This window comes from Actinoplanes sp. CA-030573 (assembly GCF_050951115.1).
Taxonomy (GTDB): domain Bacteria; phylum Actinomycetota; class Actinomycetes; order Mycobacteriales; family Micromonosporaceae; genus Actinoplanes.
Genome location: NZ_CP192038.1, coordinates 1,868,999 through 1,884,288, shown reverse-complemented (window position 1 = coordinate 1,884,288; position 15,290 = coordinate 1,868,999). Strand labels below are relative to the sequence as shown.

Genomic DNA, 15,290 nt, shown 5'->3' with positions numbered 1-15,290 from the left:
CGGAACGGATCAGCCGAGCTCGGCCGCGACCAGCTCGGCGACCTGCACGGCGTTCAGCGCGGCACCCTTGCGCAGGTTGTCGTTGGAGACGAAGAGCGCGAGCCCGTTCTCCACCGTCTCGTCGGCGCGGATGCGGCCCACGTACGACGGGTCGCGGCCGGCCGCCTCGAGCGGGGTCGGCACGTCGGAGAGCTCCACGCCCGGCGCCACCGCCAGCAGCTCGCGAGCGCGCGCCGGCGACAGCGGCCGGGCGAAGCGAGCGTTGATCTGCAGCGAGTGGCCGGTGAAGACCGGCACGCGTACGCAGGTGCCGGAGACCAGCAGCGACGGGATGTCGAGGATCTTCCGGCTCTCGTTGCGGAGCTTCTGCTCCTCGTCGGTCTCGTCGCGGCCGTCGTCGACGATCGAGCCGGCCAGCGGCAGCACGTTGAAGGCGATGTTCTTGCTGAACGAGCGGGGCGCCGGGAACTCCACGGCACTGCCGTCGTGGGTCAGCTCGGTCGCGCGGTCGGCGACCTTCTTCACCTGCTCGTCGAGCTCGCTCACGCCGGCCAGCCCGGCGCCGGAGACGGCCTGGTAGGTGGTGGCGACCAGGGCCACGAGACCGGCCTCGTCGTGCAACGGCCGGAGCACCGGCATGGCGGCCATCGTCGTGCAGTTCGGGTTGGCGATGATGCCCTTCGGCCGCACCCGGGCCGCGAGCGGGTTGACCTCGCTCACGACCAGCGGCACGTCGGGGTCCATCCGCCAGGCCGACGAGTTGTCGATCACGACCGCTCCGGTCGAGGCGACGCGCGGCGCCAGTTCCTTGGAACTGCCCTTGCCCGCCGAGAACAGCACGATGTCGAGGCCGCCGAAGTCCGCCGTGGCGGCGTCCTCCACGGTGACCTCGCCGTCCTTCCACGGAAGGGTGCGACCCGCGCTGCGGGCGGAAGCGAACAGCCGAAGCTCACTGACAGGGAACTCGCGCTCGGCCAGGATGCGCCGCATGACGCCGCCCACCTGTCCCGTCGCGCCGACGATGCCGATCCTCATGCCGACAAAAGTACGGCCTCACCTGCCCGCGAAGAAATCGCTTAACTCACCGCGTACCAAATAGTAAGATTTTGCTCTCAAATATAGAGACAGCGGGGCTAGCTTCGAAGGCATGGCGACCTACACGCACGGGCATCACGAGTCGGTCTTGCGCTCACACCGCTGGCGCACCGCAGAGAATTCGGCGGCATACCTCCTGCCCCGGCTGACTTCCGGAGTCTCGGTCCTCGACGTCGGCTGCGGCCCCGGCACCATCACCGCCGACCTGGCGACCCTCGTCACACCGGCCCGCGTCACCGCGCTCGAGGTCACCGCCGAGGCGCTCGACCTGGCCCGGGCCGAGATCGCGCGGCGGGGTCTGGCCAACGTCGACTTCGCGGTCGGCGACGTGCACGCGCTCGACTTCCCCGACGACACCTTCGACGTGGTGCACGCGCATCAGGTGCTGCAGCACGTGACCGATCCGGTGGCGGCGCTGCGCGAGATGCGCCGGGTGACGAAGCCGGGCGGCCTGGTGGCGGTACGCGACAGCGACTACGCGGCGTTCACCTGGTTCCCGGCGGTGCCCGAGCTGAGCGAGTGGCTGCAGTTGTACGAGCGGGTGGCCCGTGGCAACGGCGGCGAGCCCGACGCCGGCCGCCGGCTGCTGGCCTGGGGTCGCGAGGCCGGGTTCAGCGAGCTCACCGCCACCTCGAGCACGTGGTGCTTCGCGACGCCCGAGGACCGCGCGTGGTGGGGCGGCATGTGGGCCGACCGGGTGCTGAAGTCCGAGTTCGCGGCGACCGCGGTGCGCACCGGCGCCGCGACCGAGCAGGATCTCCGGCGCATCGCGGACGGGTGGCGCCGCTGGGCCGCCGACGAGAACGGCTGGTTGTCATTGCTCCACGGAGAGTTGGTGGCAACCGCCTAACCGACGGTGGTCGAGACGCCCATCGCCTTGGCCCCCTCGGAGTTGGGCTTGTAACCCCAGTGCCAGCTCTCCCGGGACGCGGTGTTGAAGAAGCCGTACTTGTCGGCGTTCTGCCGCACCCACGCCAGCGCGTTGGCGTTCAGGTCGAGGTCGGCGGCGATGCCCCAGCCGTGCTCGCTGGTGCCGGGCTTGGCCGCCAGCCCGCCCTGCGAGTAGAGGCCCTTGCGGCGGGCGAGGTCGACCTGCTCGGCGTACGGGCGGTAGGAGTCGGTGATGCCGATGTGCACCCCGTCCTTCTCGGCGTCCGCCACCATCTTGGTCAGCGCCTCGGCGGCCGGCGCCCAGAGCTTGTGCCGGGTGCTGCCGACCTGCTCGAGCGCGCCGGCCGGGATCTTCCCGTTGCCGTACGCGGCGAGGTCGGCCGGAATGCCCTTGCTGTTCAGCGCGTACGTCCGGCCCGATGACGGGGTCTGCGCGACGGCGTCGGAGAGGTAGCTGGCGAAGTCCTCGCCCGAGGCGCCACCGGTGCCGGTCGTGGTCGTCTGGCTCTGGGTGCGCCCGGCCTGCTGGGTCTGCAGCGCGATGATCCGGCTCTGGATGTCCGCGATCCGCGAGTTCACTCCCTCGATTCCCACACCGTTCCGTTCGGCGCGGCCGGCGAAATCTGAGTGTCAGCCCGCGATCGGCAGCGACAGGGTGTGCCCGGTCTGGGCGGCCTTGGCCGCCAGATACCGGACATTCGCCGCCGACGCGTAGACCCCGGTCGGAACCACGTCACGAACCTCGATCCCGTGCGAGCGCAGTTGCCGGGATTTGTCCGGATTGTTGGTCAACAGATCGAGCGACGTGACGCCGAGCACCCGCAGCATCTGGGCGGCGGCGGCATAGTCCCGTTCGTCGTCGCCACGCCCCAATGCCCGATTAGCCGCGTACGTGTCGAGGCCGGCCTCCTGCAGCGCGTAGGCGTCCAGCTTGGCGTACAGGCCGATGCCTCGCCCCTCCTGGCGCAGGTAGAGCAGGTAGCCCCCGGCCACCGAGATGCGCTCGACCGCCTCGCGCAACTGCGGGCCGCAGTCGCACCGCTCGGACCCGAAGACGTCGCCGGTCAGGCACTCCGAGTGCATCCGCACGAGCGGTGTCGTGGTCTCCGGGCCGAACGCCAGCGCCAGGTGCTCCCGGCCGTCGACCAGGCCGGAGAACGTGGTCACCCGGGCGGTGGCGGCAAAGCCGTCGGGAAAGCGCATCGGGACGGTGACGGTCGTACGCACGGACATGGCCCCTGAGATCGGAAGCCGGCCGGCCGAGTTGAGGGATCAGATGCTGACCGGCTCGCGCCGCTCCGCCCCCTCGAGGCGCTCGACCAGGTCGAGCTCGACCTCGGAGGTGGTGTTCTTCGCGTGCGGCAGCATGTTGGTGATCAGGACGATCAGCACCCCGATGCCGGCGTAGAGGCCGAGCACGGTCAGGTGCCCGGAGATGTGCGCGGCCGGGAAGTACAGGTCGTCGCGGACCGCCTGCACCCCGGCGCCGGTCGGCAGGTACTCACCCACCCGCCGGCCGAACGCGGGCAGGAACTCGGGCAGGATGCTGGCGCCGGAGATGACCGTGCCGAGCGTGAAGTAGACGGCGCCGACCAGCGCGCCGGCCGGGCCGAGCAGTGCCACCGCGCCCGCCGTCGAGGCCGTGATGGCCAGCGAGATCAGCGAGAAGATGCCGAGCATCTCGCCCCGGTCCGCGGTCTCGCCGACGCCGAACCAGGTCATCGACCACAGGATCACGGCGGCGGAGCCGATCGCGTACACGATCAGGATGGTGACGTGGGCCAGGCCGCGCCGCCACGACCGCCGGGCACGCGGGATCAGCCGGCCGAGCCCCATCGAGGCGATCGTGCCGCCGAGCGCCAGCGCCTGGGTCAGGAAGCCGAGCGACACCCCGTTGACGTCGTCGCTGGGCAGCGGCACGACATCGGTGACCGCGGGCGGCGTGTTGAGGTCCTGGGCGGCGCTGACCGTCATGGTCATGCCCTGGGAAGCCAGCTGGTCGAGGGTCTGAGCGGTCTGCTGCTGGACGACGCCGGTGTAGGTGGCGCGCAGCAGGCTCGCGGCGGCCGGCCCGGCGGCGCTCGCCACGTACAGGTGCGGCTTGCTCGCCGTGATGTCCACGCCGCCGTAGACGTCCCGGCGCTTGATCGCGATGACCAGGTCGTCCGCGGTCGCGTAGTCGGTGACCTTGAAGTTGTCGTTCCGGGACAGCAGGTTCATCACCGCGTCGCGCTTGCTCGCGGGCGTGACCAGGCCGACCGGCAGGTGGTGCGGCTGGGCCTTGTGGCCCATGCTCAGGTAGTAGGCGGTCAGGCCGAGCTGGACGAGCACGCCGATCACGCAGACCGCGAGCGCGAAGCGCCGGAACTGCATGACCGACTCGGCCGGCGAGTTCTCCTGGGCTACCACACCTGGAAGCATTACGGACGAAAGCCCATCATGAGGCGGATTCGCCGATAAGGGCACGGCCCAGCTCGTCGACCGCGCCGCGGCCACCCGGGCGAGCGCCGGGCGGGGCCCCTATAGCACTCCGGGCCGTTGCCCTTTCGAACAGACATCCAGCTCAGTGATTGTCACCACGCGGCCGCCCGGATCCGGAATACCGATCCGTCGTGTCCGCGCTGAAATTCTCGCCGAAGAATGGCACGCCTGGCCGGAAAGCGCGCAGGTAGTCCGGATGACGCGGGCCGTCGGCAGGTTACTCATTCACCTTTCCGAGCGATGTCGCATCAAGCGCCAGCAATGCCCGAAAGTCACCGTTCACGAACGTGTGACGCCGCCGACCTGGTCTAATGTGGATCTAGGTAGGCTCGCGGAGCGCCCCGCGTTGACGTGCAAGTTGCACGACTCTTAGTGTCGGAGGCGTGACACCGCGTGGGCGTCCGGGTTACCGGAGCCGTCGCGGGCACGCGACAAAGCACGGATCACAAGCGGTCTAGGAGCGCCTCGATGACTGTCACGATCGGCATCAACGGGTTAGGACGGATCGGCCGCAGTATCACGCGGATAGTGGCCGCCTCCGGAGATTCCGGAATATCCATTGGAGCCGTGAACGACCTTGCGTCGACCGAGAAAATGGCCTATGGACTGCGTCGCGACAGCATTCGAGGCTCGTTTCCCGGCACCGTCACGGCACGCGCCGACCACCTCGTCGTGAATGACCATGCGATCCGCGTATTCCATCATGCGCAGCCCGAGCGCATCCCCTGGGCCGATGCCGGTGTCGACGTGGTCATCGAGGCCACCGGCCGTTTCCGGGCCGGCACCACGGCCCGCACGCACATCACCCACGGCGGCGCCCGCAAGGTCGTGATCAGCGCCTCGGCCGACGACCCGGACGCGTTCCTGGTCTACGGCGCCAACCATCACACCTATGACCCGGACATTCACGACGTGGTCTCCCCCGGCTCGTGCGGCGTCAACGCGCTGACCGTGATGGCCAAGGTGCTGCTGGATCGATTCGGCCTGCGGTCGGTCAACACCTCGGTGGTGCTGGCCGTCCAGGGCTGGCAGAAGGCGCAGGACTCGGTGGTGGGCACCTCGCGCGAGGATCCGCGTCTCGGCCGGGCCACCGGGGAGAGCATCATCCCGCACAACTACGTGGTCGGCGATCTCGTACGGGTGGCGCTGCCCGAGATCGGCGAGATGCGCTACAGCTACTACTGCGTGCCCACCCCGATCGGGTCGCTGGCCGAGCTCTCCGGCCTGACCGATCGGGCGGTCAGCGTCGAGGACGTCAACCGGGCCATGGCCGAGGCGGCGGCCGGACCACTGCGCGGCATTCTGGCGTACGACCCGGATCCCACCGTGTCGATCGACGTGAAGAACAACCCGGCGTCCTGCCTGTTCGATCCCTCGGGCACGCAGACCACCGCCGACGGGGGCGTGAAGGTGCGCGGCTGGTTCGACAACGAGTGGGGCTTCTCCAACCGGCTGCTCGACCTCGCGCGGCTGGTAGGTGATAGCTCACCCGTCCCGTCCCGGCGGATGACCTGGAGCATCGCCTAGAGTCGGCCTTGATGACTGACATCGGCGACGTACGGGCGGCGGAGAAGCGGATCAGCGACCGGATCCGGCGGACGCCGGTCATGCGGGCCGATCGCCACGTCTGGTTCAAGCTCGAACTGACGCAGCACGCGGGCAGCTTCAAGACCCGCGGCATGTTCAACCAGATCATCGCGGCCGCCACCCGGGGTGTCCTGCCGTCGGCCGGTATCGTGGCCGCCTCCGGTGGTAACGCGGGGCTGGCCGCCGCCTACGCGGCCCGGGAGCTCGGCGTGCCGGCCGAGGTCTACGTGCCGTCGACGGCGCCCGCGATCAAGGTGGAGAAGCTGCGCAAGCTCGGCGCGTCGGTCGTGCAGACCGGCAACGAGTACGCCGAGGCGTACCTGGCGGCGGTGGAGTGGGCGCAGGCGTCCGGCGCCTACTTCTGCCACGCCTACGACGATCCCGACATGGTCGCCGGGAACGGCACGCTTGGCTTGGAGCTGCTGTCCCAGCTGCCGGACGGGTTCGACACCGTGCTGGTCGCGGTGGGCGGCGGCGGCCTGATCGCCGGCCTGATCGCCGCCCTGCGCGACTCGGCCGACGTCGTCGCGGTCGAACCGGCGACCTCGGCCGCGCTGCACGCGGCGCTGCGCACGGGGGCGCCGGTCGACGTGCCGGTCTCGGGGGTGGCGGCCGACTCGCTCGGGGCGCGGCGGGCCGGGGAGATCGCCTTTGACCTGGCCCGGGACGCCGGGATCAGCGCGCTGCTGGTCGACGACAAGGCGATCGTCGACGCCCGGCGGCGGCTGTGGGACGACTACCGGCTGGTGGTCGAGCACGGGACGGCGGCGGCGTACGCGGCCCTGACGTCCGGCGCGTACGTCCCGGCGCCGTCCGAGCGCGTGGTGGTGCTGCTGTGCGGAGCCAACACCGACCCGTCGGATCTGGTGTGATCAGCCGTTTATCGCCCGGAAGAGCAGCACCAGGCCGATCACGGTGCCGAAGGTGACGATGAGGATCCTCAGCACGCGCGCCGGAAGCCGGCGCGCGAGCTTCGCCCCGGCGTACCCCCCGATGATTGTCGCCGGCGCCAGGACGAGCACCGCGTCCCAGTGGACGTGCGCGAAGATCGCGAAGACCACCAGCGTGACCAGGCCGACCGCCGCCGACAGCACGTTTTTGAGGGCGTTGATCCGCTTCAGCGGCTCGTCGAGGATCAGGGCGAGCGCCGCCACGTACATGACGCCCAGCGCCGCCCCGAAGTAACCGCCGTAGACGGCACCCACGAAGACCACGGCCTGCAGGGTGAGCGCGGCCCGCCTCGGCGACATCTGCCGCGGATGCCCGACCAGCCCGCGCAGCCGCTCCTGGAAGGCCAGCGTGGCCGCCGCCCCCAGCACCAGGAACGGCACGATCACCTCGAACGCGCGGGCCGGCGTGAGCAGCAGCAGCGCGCAGCCGCCGACCGACCCGACCAGGCTGGTGGGCAGGATCACCCGCACCCGGCGCCCCTGGCCCGCGAGGTCGGCCCGGCTGCCGACGACGCTCGACACGTACCCCGGGAAGACCGACACCGAGTTGGTCACGTTGGCGTCGACGGTCGGCAGCCCCGTGGCGATCAGGCTCGGGAAGGTGATGAGCGACCCGCCGCCGGCGATCGCGTTGACCCCGCCGGCGGCGACCCCGGCGACGAGCAGCAGAAGTACATGCGAGAGATCCATGGCAAGGCCGAATCTACGTGGTCGCTAGAATCCTCCCGACGGACGAGTCGGCCGGGCGGTCGCGTCGGCGCCCCGCGGGGCGTCGCCGAGGAACGTCCGGACTCCGCAGAGCAGGGTGGTTGTTAACGGCAACCCGGGGTGACCCGCGGGACAGTGCCACAGAGAACAGACCGCCGGCCGCGAGGCCGGTAAGGGTGAAACGGTGAGGTAAGAGCTCACCAGCACCCCGGGCGACCGGGGTGGCTAGGTAAACCCCACCCGGAGCAAGGCCAAGAAAGGCCGGGACCGCGAGGCCCCGGCCGGCGCAGGCGTTCGAGGGCTGCTCGCCCGAGCCTGCGGGTAGGCCGCAAGAGCCGGCCGGCAACGGCCGGCCGAGATGGATGACCGCCCCCGGCGAAAGCCGGGACAGAATCCGGCGTACAGGCCGACTCGTCCGTCCTCCCGCCTGATCAGTGTTGGCGTTGCCGGAGCGCGCGCTCGGATCGAGCGCGCTCGACGGCGGCCCACGTGCGCTCGGCCGTCTCCACGGCGAGCGAGATCTCGCGTTCGGTCCATTGATGCGGGGCCGCGCGGTGCACGGTCAGGACGGCGACGAGCGTTCCGTCCTTGACCAGCGGCACCGCGATGCCGGCGTGGATCGAGAGCGCCGCGTGCGCGTCGCGTTGCGCGCTGTCGAATCGTTCGTCCGAGCTCAAGTCGTCGAAGACGTGCAGCTCGCCGGCCCGGTGGCGGTCAATGATCCACTGACCGAACTGCGCGATGTCGTACCGGCCGGGTGGGAGTGGGGGCACGTCCCGCCCGAAGGCATCTTCGATCAGCCATTCGTCGCCGTCGACCTCGGCGTAGAGACAGCGGTTCGCGCCGAGTTGCTCTCCGAGCAGGCGGGCAGCAGTCGTCCGGACCGCCGCCGGGTCGCCGAGCGGCCGGAGCGCGTCACTCAGTTTCAGCAGGAACGCCTGCCGCTCCTCGCTCTCGCGCAGCGCCGCTTCGGCCTTCCGCCGCTCCAGGTAATCGGCTGCCTGTCGAACGACCAGATCCATCATCCGCAATTCGCGCTCGGCCGGCTTGCGCGGCGCCGCGAAATGCGTCGAAATCATCCCGAATACGCGGCCGTCCGGGGAGATGAGCGGCGCGGATTGAACCGCGCGCACGCCCGCAGCCAGCAAGACGTCGAGCGAAGGCTGTCCGGCGAACAGCTTGCTCTGCCGCACGTCTTCGACGACGACCCGGCTGCGCGTGGCGAACGCCTGGGCGCATACCGCGGAGTCCTTGGCTTCCACCGCGGCGAAGAACTCGAGAAACGGCGCCTCGAAGCCGTGCTGAACCGCGATCTTCAAGGTGCCGGACACCGGGTCCACCACCTGGATATTGCCTTTGTCGGCGCCGACCATCGCCACGGCGGTGTCGAGGACGGCCTGCAAGCCGGTGGAAAAATCGAGGGCCGGATCGGCGCATTGCTTGCCGAGCTCGTAAAGCGTGGTGATCGCTTTCAGGTCCGCAGCCGTCTGCCGGTCGCGTTCGCGCAGGGCCACCTCGGCGCGGGTGCGTTCCGCCTCTGCCCACGCACGACCCGCCAGCGCTTCGACGAGCGCGAGCTCGTCGGACGTCCAGAGCCGTGGCTGCGGGTCGCTCACGGAGAGAACCGCGTGGAACTCGCCCTCGAGGTAGATCGGGACCGCGATGCCCGATCGAAGCCCATGCTTCGCCATCTCGCCCACGGCCCGAGGGGAGATCCGCGGGTCATTCGTGCTGTCGGTATAGACGACAGATCGCCCGGCGACATGTTCGGAGACGAACCGGTCGTCCGGGTCGAGTGGCCATCGCGAAGGCTCGGCGCGTGTGCCGTCGGCGAGAACGATACAGTCGGCGACGTACTCCTGTGTCTCGTGGTCGATCTCCGCCCAGGCGGCGCGGCGCGCCTGGAGTCGTTCGATCATCATCCGGCATGCGGTCTCCGCGACAGCTCCCGGTTCGGACAGGCCGCGGGCGGTGTCCGAGAACCTGACGAGGAACTCGTTCAGCTCGAACGCGCCTCTACGCGCACGCGCCAACTCGAGCTGACCGGCGACACGTGCCACGAGCTCGCGGGCCGAGAACGGCTTGACGATGTAGTCGTCCGCGCCGGCCAGCAGGCCCTCGATCGCCGACTCCTCACCGGCCCGTGCCGTGACCAGCACGACCGGGATCCCGCTCAGGTCCGCGTCGTTGCGCAGCTCGCGCAGCAGCGCGAAGCCGTCCAGGCCCGGCATCATCACGTCGGCGAGGACGAGCTCCGGCGGGTCGCGGCGCGCGAGCGCAAGGGCCTGTGCGCCGTCGGCCGCAGTCGCCAGCTCCCAGTGCGGCGCCAGCAGACGCGCCAGATAGTCGCGCATGTCCTGGTTGTCGTCGACGACCAGGATGCGCGCCGCCGGGGCGTACCCGCTGAGCTCGTGCCGGGCCGTCCAGTCGTCGGCGAACAACTCCGCCGCGGGTGCATCACCCCAGCTCGAGGCTTCCTCGGCCATCGCGGCCGCGACCTGCAACGGCGGGTCCGTCGGCGGCGCCGTGTCCAGCGCCACGGGCCGCCGCCTGGAGGGGATCCAGACCGTGAACGTCGTCCCCTCTCCCACGGTGCTGGCGACCCGGACTCGCCCGTGATGGCGGCGCACGAGCTCATCGACGAGAGCGAGCCCGATCCCCGCCCCCTCGTGCGTGCGCGCACGTGTGCCCCGCACCCGGTGGAAGCGCTTGAAGACGTGTGGCAGCTCCTCCTGGGGAATGCCCACCCCGGTGTCATGGACGACGAGCTCGGCGTGCTGGGGCAACGCGCGCAACGTGACCCGGACCTTGCCCTCGAACGTGAACTTCAACGCGTTCGAGACCAGGTTGGAAACGATCTTCTCCCACATCTCGACGTCCACCCAGACGGGCTCGGGCAGCCGCGCGAGGTCGACCTCGAGTCTCACTCCGGCGCGGCGGGCGGCACTCTCGAACTGGGCGACGATCTCGCGGGTGCGCTCGGCGAGATCGACCGGCGCGAACGTCGCCCGGAGCCGCCCCGCCTCGATCTGCGAGAAGTCGAGCATGGTCCCGACGAGCCGCTGCAGGCGACGCGCGTTGCGGCGGACCAGCTCGACGTCGGCCCGCTGCTGCGGCGAGAGCCCGTCGCCGTCCCGGCCGAGCTCCTCCAACGGACCGAGCATCAGCGTCAACGGCGTCCGGAACTCGTGGCTCACGTTGGAGAAGAAGTCGGTCTTGGCCCTATCCAGCTCCGCGAGGCGACGCAGGCGATCGCGTTCGCGCTGCCGCGCGTGCGCCTCGTGCACCTTGGCACCCACGGTCTCGCCGACCAGGGTGAGGAAGCCGCGGTAGCCGTCGTCCAGCCGCACGGTCGGCAGGACGCCCAGGATGACGATGCCGACGACGCCGCCGTCGGCCCCCTGATCGCGCAGCGGGTGCAGGACGGCCTGCTCCAGCGACAACCGCTCCTCCGTCACGCGCTGCCCCCGGAACCGCTCGGCGACGTCGTCGAGGAGGACCTCCGACATCTCCTTCACGACACGGTCCAGCGGCCACGCCGCCCCGGGCGCGAGCCGCAGCCGGTGCGGCGCCATCGCGCTTCCCGCCTCGGCGCCGCTCACCGCCACGAGCGACGCCCCCGAGCGCGCCGGATCCAGCAGGTAGGCCGCCACGAACGGCACGTCCTCCGCGCTCGACAGGACGCCGACCGCCGCCTCGAGAGCCGCGTGACGGGTGGGTGCGGTGGGCAACACGGCGAGCCGGTTGAGCGTCTGCAGCCGGCGCCGGCCGAGCACCTCGTCCGTCCGGTTCAAATACGTCTGCTGCACGCCGAGGACCGTGCCGTCGGCCGCACAGACGGCGGTGTACAACCCATCGAACCAGGCGTCGAGCATGCGCCCGCCCTGGACGTACGGCACCTTCACCGTCTCGTGCCGAACCGGGTTGCCGGCACGGGCCTGCGCGAGCACAGGGAGGAGGTAGTCGGCCACCTCCGGATAGGACTCGATGCTGGACACCGCGAACACGCGCTTGTACTCGCCGGCCATCGAAGGGAGGGCCGCCTCGTTGAAGAGCAGGATGTGCTCCGCGCCGAGGTGCAACGACACGGGGTACTGAGCCGCCATCGCCAACTGGGTGACCGCTCGCTGCGCCTCCGGCCATGTGCTGACGGCGCCAAGTGGGGTTGCCGCCCAGTCGATCTCGCGTGCGAGCCGGGCGATCTCGCCGTGCTCGCCGAAGGTGCGCCGGACCGCCTCCGCCTCGTAGCCGGGCACCGGCAGACGCCGGCCGGCCACGACATCGACCAGCGTCGCGCCGATCTCGTGCAACGGCAGCACCAGGTCGACCGCGCCCGCGGCCACCGCGGCGGCGGGCATCGACGGCTGCTCGGCCGTGTCCTCGCTCTGCGCGATCACCCGCCCGCCCGCGGCGCGCACGGCGCTAGCCCCCGCGGCACCGTCGCCTCCCATCCCGGTCAGCACCACCGCGAGCGACGCAGGGCCGAAGCTGTCACCGACCGACGTCAGCAGCGCGTCGAGTGGCCGCTCCGCGAGAACCTTCTCCGCCGGCCGCACCGCATACGTGCGGTCGGGCAATACCTCGAGCACCGACCGCGGCGGGCACACCGTCACCGTCCCCGGCTCGACCCGGCCGCCCTCGCGCGCCCACCTGACCGGAAGCGCGATCCGTCGATCGAGGATCTCGGCCAGCGCGCTCCCCTGTCCCCCGAGATGCTGCGTGAGGACGACCGCCGCAGGGAAGTCACGCGGCAGCACGCGAAGAACGGCTGACAGCGCCTCCAGGCCGCCCGCCGATGTCACCAATGCCACGACGTCGACGCCGCGCCCTTCCCCGTCCCGCGCGGCGCTCCCCGAGCCCGTCGGCGTCTGCGCCATAATTTCTCACGCTACCGCGACCCGTGGTCGATGACACCGCCTCGATTCGCGCCTGGGTTCGCGCGTAGCGTGTTCGCCAGCGGCGTCGCGGGTGGAACGGGCGCCGGGAGTGCCGGGCTGTCGCCGCAGGCAGGCTGCCCGACGGGGTGGAGGCGACCGTGGCCACGCGATGGGGAGCGACCAACTTCTCAGGCGCGCCGCGCACCACGACGATCGAACTCACCGATGCCGAAGCCATCGCGGCCTTCCTCAGTGGCACTTACGACAGTGCGGCCATGCGCGTCCGCAGCAAGCCGAAGCACCCGCTGCTGCGCTTCAGCGTCGCCGACGCCACCACCTTCACCATTCACACCATGCGGCAGTCCGCCGTCCTGGACTTGCAGATCGAGCCGTTGAACATGGTGACCGTCTGCCGGCTCGTCAGTGCCCACCTGCATCACAGCCGGGGCGGTAGCGACCAACGCTACGGGCCCGGCGACCTCTGCCTCGGTGTGTATCAGGACCGGCAGTACACCGCCCGCATGCAGCCCGGCGAGTACACCAGCTGCCTGCTCGACCTGACCGAACTGGCCAAGGTCGCGGCCACCGCACCCAACCGGCGGCCCCAGTCGATCCGATTCACCAGCCTCAACCCGGTCTCGGCGGCCGCGGCCGAGCAATGGTGGAACGCCCGGACGTACGCCGCCGACCTCCTGGACAGCCCCGCAGCCTCTACGCCACTGGTCCTCGCGACCGTGACGCAGCTGCTCGCCGCGGCAACCCTCACGGCGTTCCCGAACACCGCACTGACCGACCCCACCATCGAGGACCGCCACGATGCCCACCCAGCAAGCCTGCGCCGGGCCATCAGCTTCGTCGACGACAACGCCCACCGCACCATCAGCCCCGCCGACATCGCCGCCGCCGCGCACGTCAGCATCCGCGCCCTGCAACTGGCCTTCCGCCGCCACCTAGACACCACCCCCGCCGGCTACCTCCGCCGCGTCCGGCTCGAGCACGCCCACCGCGACCTGCGCACCGCCGACCCGAGCACCGGCGCCACGGTCGGCGCCATCGCCGCCCGATGGGGCTTCGTCGACCAGAGCCGATTCAGCGCCGACTACCGCGCTGCCTACGGCATCCCGCCCTCCATGACTCTGCGTAGTAGATGATCAAAGCCGTCGCCTGCCCGGCACCTGCGACCGCGACTGCGGACAGGAGGCGACCGGTCGATCGTTGAGATCACGTGCGGCTCGGATCACGTTTGGCAGCAAGAATCGGGCGTACCGGCCAACCTCCTCGCGCGGTTTCCGCTGTGGCACCCTGTGGCGATGTCCGGCCCCGGTGAGTGCGCGCCCGCCTTTCCCACCCTCGTGATCATCCGGGGGAACTCGGGCTCCGGGAAGAGCACCGCGGCGCGGGAGGTGCGCCGCCGGTACGGGCGGGGCTGCGCCCTGGTCGAGCAGGACCAGCTGCGCCGGGTCGTCCTGCGCGAACACGACATCGCCGCCGCCGAGCCGGTCGCGCCGGGGTTCATCGCCGCGGTCGCCCGGGCCGCGCTCGACAGCGGCTACCACGTGGTGCTGGAGGGCATCCTGCACGCCGCACGCTACGGGACCGTGCTGCGCCGGCTGGCCGCCGATCACCGCGGCACGGTCGCCGTGTACTACCTCGACGTGCCGTTCGCCGAGACCGTGCGCCGCCATCGGGAGCGGCCGGAGGCGGGGTTCACCGCCGACGACATGCGCGGCTGGTACACCGAACACGACGTGCTGGGCATCCCCGGCGAGCACATCATCGGCGAGGAGAGCAGCCTCGACCGTACGGTCACCACGATTTTGCACAGCAGCGGGCTCGCGTACGCGTCAGCGCTCACCCCCTGCCCGACCCGCTGCCCGGCCTGCTCGCGCCGGGGAGGTGAGATGACTACTCGGTGAAGCCCAGCTTGCGCAGCAGGTCGAGCACCAGATGGTTCCGCGGGTCGACGATCCCGAGCGGCGTCTTGTTCTCGTTGTTCTGCGCGTTGGGATTCGCCCCGGCGTCGACGAGGATGCGGATGCATTCGGGGCCCTCGTCCAACGCCAGCGCCTGGTCGACGGAGCGCACCAGGTGGAACATGGCGGTCTCGCCGTTGATGTCGGTGGCGCCGACGTCGGCGCCGTTCCGCACCAGCGCGGTGATGACCGGCGGCCGGACGTCGAACGGCAAGCCGATGGTGATCACGGCCCACATGAGCGCCGTGCGGTCCGTGTCGTCGCGGTCGTCGATGCGCGCACCGCTCCGGACCAGGAGCTCGACGCTCGCCGAGGTGTCCAGCCCGCGGTGGAACTGGGTGTCGACCATCCACATCAGCGGCCGCTTGCCGGCGCGGTCGCCGAGGTTGGGATCGGCGCCGAAGTCGAGCAGCAGCCGGATCGGCTCTCCGCCCCGGCGCATCGCGGCGAGGACCAGGGCGGTCTCCCCGATCTGGCTCTTCAGGTCGACGGAGGCGCCCGCGTTCAGGAGCACTTCCATGATCTCGACGGAGTAGCGAATCGACGCCGTCATCAGGGCGGTCCGGCCGTCGAGGGCGCGGGCGTCGACGTCCGCGCCGGCCTCCAGCGCGGCGGTGACGGCCTTGACGTCGAGGGCCTCCGCGGCGGCCAGCAGTTCATCGTCGTGGACGGAGTGGACGGACATGGGCGCCTCCTTCGCCGAGTCACTGCGACCAGCGTGGCAGGTT

At 70.7% G+C, this 15,290-nt stretch carries 12 protein-coding genes and 1 other RNA gene; 6 read left to right on the top strand and 7 right to left on the bottom strand.

Going from position 1 to position 15,290, the window contains the following annotated elements; translation table 11 throughout:
• Nucleotides 1-9 precede the first annotated feature (9 nt).
• Nucleotides 10-1,035, bottom strand: a complete 1,026-nt coding sequence (locus ACQP2F_RS08840; RefSeq protein WP_433302361.1) for an aspartate-semialdehyde dehydrogenase — start codon at nucleotides 1,033-1,035, stop codon at nucleotides 10-12.
• Between the two features lie 112 nt (nucleotides 1,036-1,147).
• On the opposite strand from ACQP2F_RS08840, the gene ACQP2F_RS08835 reads away from it, so the two are divergent.
• Nucleotides 1,148-1,945 (top strand): class I SAM-dependent methyltransferase, encoded by a 798-nt coding sequence (locus ACQP2F_RS08835; protein ID WP_433302359.1) that lies wholly within the window; start codon nucleotides 1,148-1,150, stop codon nucleotides 1,943-1,945.
• On the opposite strand, the gene ACQP2F_RS08830 is transcribed toward ACQP2F_RS08835, so the two are convergent.
• From ACQP2F_RS08830 to ACQP2F_RS08820, 3 genes are read right to left on the bottom strand one after another with little or no spacing between them, the layout of a single operon-like run.
• Entirely contained in the window at nucleotides 1,942-2,565 is a 624-nt protein-coding gene (locus ACQP2F_RS08830; RefSeq protein ID WP_433302357.1) for a M15 family metallopeptidase, read from the bottom strand. The genes ACQP2F_RS08835 and ACQP2F_RS08830 overlap by 4 nt on opposite strands.
• Before the next feature lie 51 nt (nucleotides 2,566-2,616).
• Nucleotides 2,617-3,219, bottom strand: coding sequence for a GTP cyclohydrolase II (locus ACQP2F_RS08825; RefSeq protein ID WP_433302356.1), 603 nt, complete (start codon nucleotides 3,217-3,219; stop codon nucleotides 2,617-2,619).
• Nucleotides 3,220-3,258: 39 nt separating this feature from the next.
• Entirely contained in the window at nucleotides 3,259-4,395 is a 1,137-nt protein-coding gene (locus ACQP2F_RS08820) for a hypothetical protein (protein ID WP_433302354.1), read from the bottom strand.
• Between the two features lie 540 nt (nucleotides 4,396-4,935).
• Here ACQP2F_RS08820 and ACQP2F_RS08815 point away from each other — a divergent pair.
• On the top strand, nucleotides 4,936-5,994 hold the full coding sequence (locus tag ACQP2F_RS08815) for a type I glyceraldehyde-3-phosphate dehydrogenase (RefSeq protein WP_433302352.1): 1,059 nt from the start codon (nucleotides 4,936-4,938) through the stop codon (nucleotides 5,992-5,994).
• Nucleotides 5,995-6,005: 11 nt separating this feature from the next.
• A complete protein-coding gene (locus tag ACQP2F_RS08810; protein ID WP_433302351.1) occupies nucleotides 6,006-6,926 on the top strand; it encodes a threonine/serine dehydratase in 921 nt (306 codons plus the stop codon).
• Here the strand turns inward: ACQP2F_RS08810 and ACQP2F_RS08805 are convergent, their stop codons facing one another.
• Nucleotides 6,927-7,694, bottom strand: coding sequence for a sulfite exporter TauE/SafE family protein (locus ACQP2F_RS08805; protein WP_433302349.1), 768 nt, complete (start codon nucleotides 7,692-7,694; stop codon nucleotides 6,927-6,929). It abuts the gene before it with no gap.
• Nucleotides 7,695-7,737: 43 nt separating this feature from the next.
• On the opposite strand from ACQP2F_RS08805, the gene rnpB reads away from it, so the two are divergent.
• An RNA gene (gene rnpB, locus ACQP2F_RS08800) (RNase P RNA component class A) lies at nucleotides 7,738-8,130 on the top strand.
• A 13-nt stretch (nucleotides 8,131-8,143) separates the two neighbouring features.
• Here the strand turns inward: rnpB and ACQP2F_RS08795 are convergent.
• Entirely contained in the window at nucleotides 8,144-12,589 is a 4,446-nt protein-coding gene (locus ACQP2F_RS08795) for a chemotaxis protein CheB (protein ID WP_433302348.1), read from the bottom strand.
• Nucleotides 12,590-12,864: 275 nt separating this feature from the next.
• On the opposite strand from ACQP2F_RS08795, the gene ACQP2F_RS08790 reads away from it, so the two are divergent.
• Nucleotides 12,865-13,740, top strand: coding sequence for a helix-turn-helix transcriptional regulator (locus ACQP2F_RS08790; RefSeq protein ID WP_433302346.1), 876 nt, complete (start codon nucleotides 12,865-12,867; stop codon nucleotides 13,738-13,740).
• A gap of 159 nt (nucleotides 13,741-13,899) precedes the next feature.
• The gene (locus ACQP2F_RS08785; RefSeq protein WP_433302344.1) at nucleotides 13,900-14,505 is read left to right on the top strand and encodes a kinase; all 606 of its coding nucleotides are present in this window, start codon (nucleotides 13,900-13,902) and stop codon (nucleotides 14,503-14,505) included.
• On the opposite strand, the gene ACQP2F_RS08780 is transcribed toward ACQP2F_RS08785, so the two are convergent.
• The gene (locus ACQP2F_RS08780; protein WP_433302342.1) at nucleotides 14,495-15,247 is read right to left on the bottom strand and encodes an ankyrin repeat domain-containing protein; all 753 of its coding nucleotides are present in this window, start codon (nucleotides 15,245-15,247) and stop codon (nucleotides 14,495-14,497) included. The genes ACQP2F_RS08785 and ACQP2F_RS08780 overlap by 11 nt on opposite strands.
• Nucleotides 15,248-15,290: the final 43 nt, after the last annotated feature.

Excerpts from the sequence above, each read along its gene's own strand:
- ACQP2F_RS08840 (WP_433302361.1), bottom strand. The coding sequence starts at position 1,035 with ATGAGGATCGGCATCGTCGGCGCGACGGGACAGGTGGGCGGCGTCATG.
- ACQP2F_RS08835 (WP_433302359.1), top strand. The coding sequence starts at position 1,148 with ATGGCGACCTACACGCACGGGCATCACGAGTCGGTCTTGCGCTCACAC.
- ACQP2F_RS08825 (WP_433302356.1), bottom strand. The coding sequence starts at position 3,219 with ATGTCCGTGCGTACGACCGTCACCGTCCCGATGCGCTTTCCCGACGGC.
- ACQP2F_RS08815 (WP_433302352.1), top strand. The coding sequence starts at position 4,936 with ATGACTGTCACGATCGGCATCAACGGGTTAGGACGGATCGGCCGCAGT.
- ACQP2F_RS08810 (WP_433302351.1), top strand. The coding sequence starts at position 6,006 with ATGACTGACATCGGCGACGTACGGGCGGCGGAGAAGCGGATCAGCGAC.
- ACQP2F_RS08805 (WP_433302349.1), bottom strand. The coding sequence starts at position 7,694 with ATGGATCTCTCGCATGTACTTCTGCTGCTCGTCGCCGGGGTCGCCGCC.
- ACQP2F_RS08795 (WP_433302348.1), bottom strand. The coding sequence starts at position 12,589 with ATGGCGCAGACGCCGACGGGCTCGGGGAGCGCCGCGCGGGACGGGGAA.
- ACQP2F_RS08790 (WP_433302346.1), top strand. The coding sequence starts at position 12,865 with ATGCGCGTCCGCAGCAAGCCGAAGCACCCGCTGCTGCGCTTCAGCGTC.
- ACQP2F_RS08785 (WP_433302344.1), top strand. The coding sequence starts at position 13,900 with ATGTCCGGCCCCGGTGAGTGCGCGCCCGCCTTTCCCACCCTCGTGATC.
- ACQP2F_RS08780 (WP_433302342.1), bottom strand. The coding sequence starts at position 15,247 with ATGTCCGTCCACTCCGTCCACGACGATGAACTGCTGGCCGCCGCGGAG.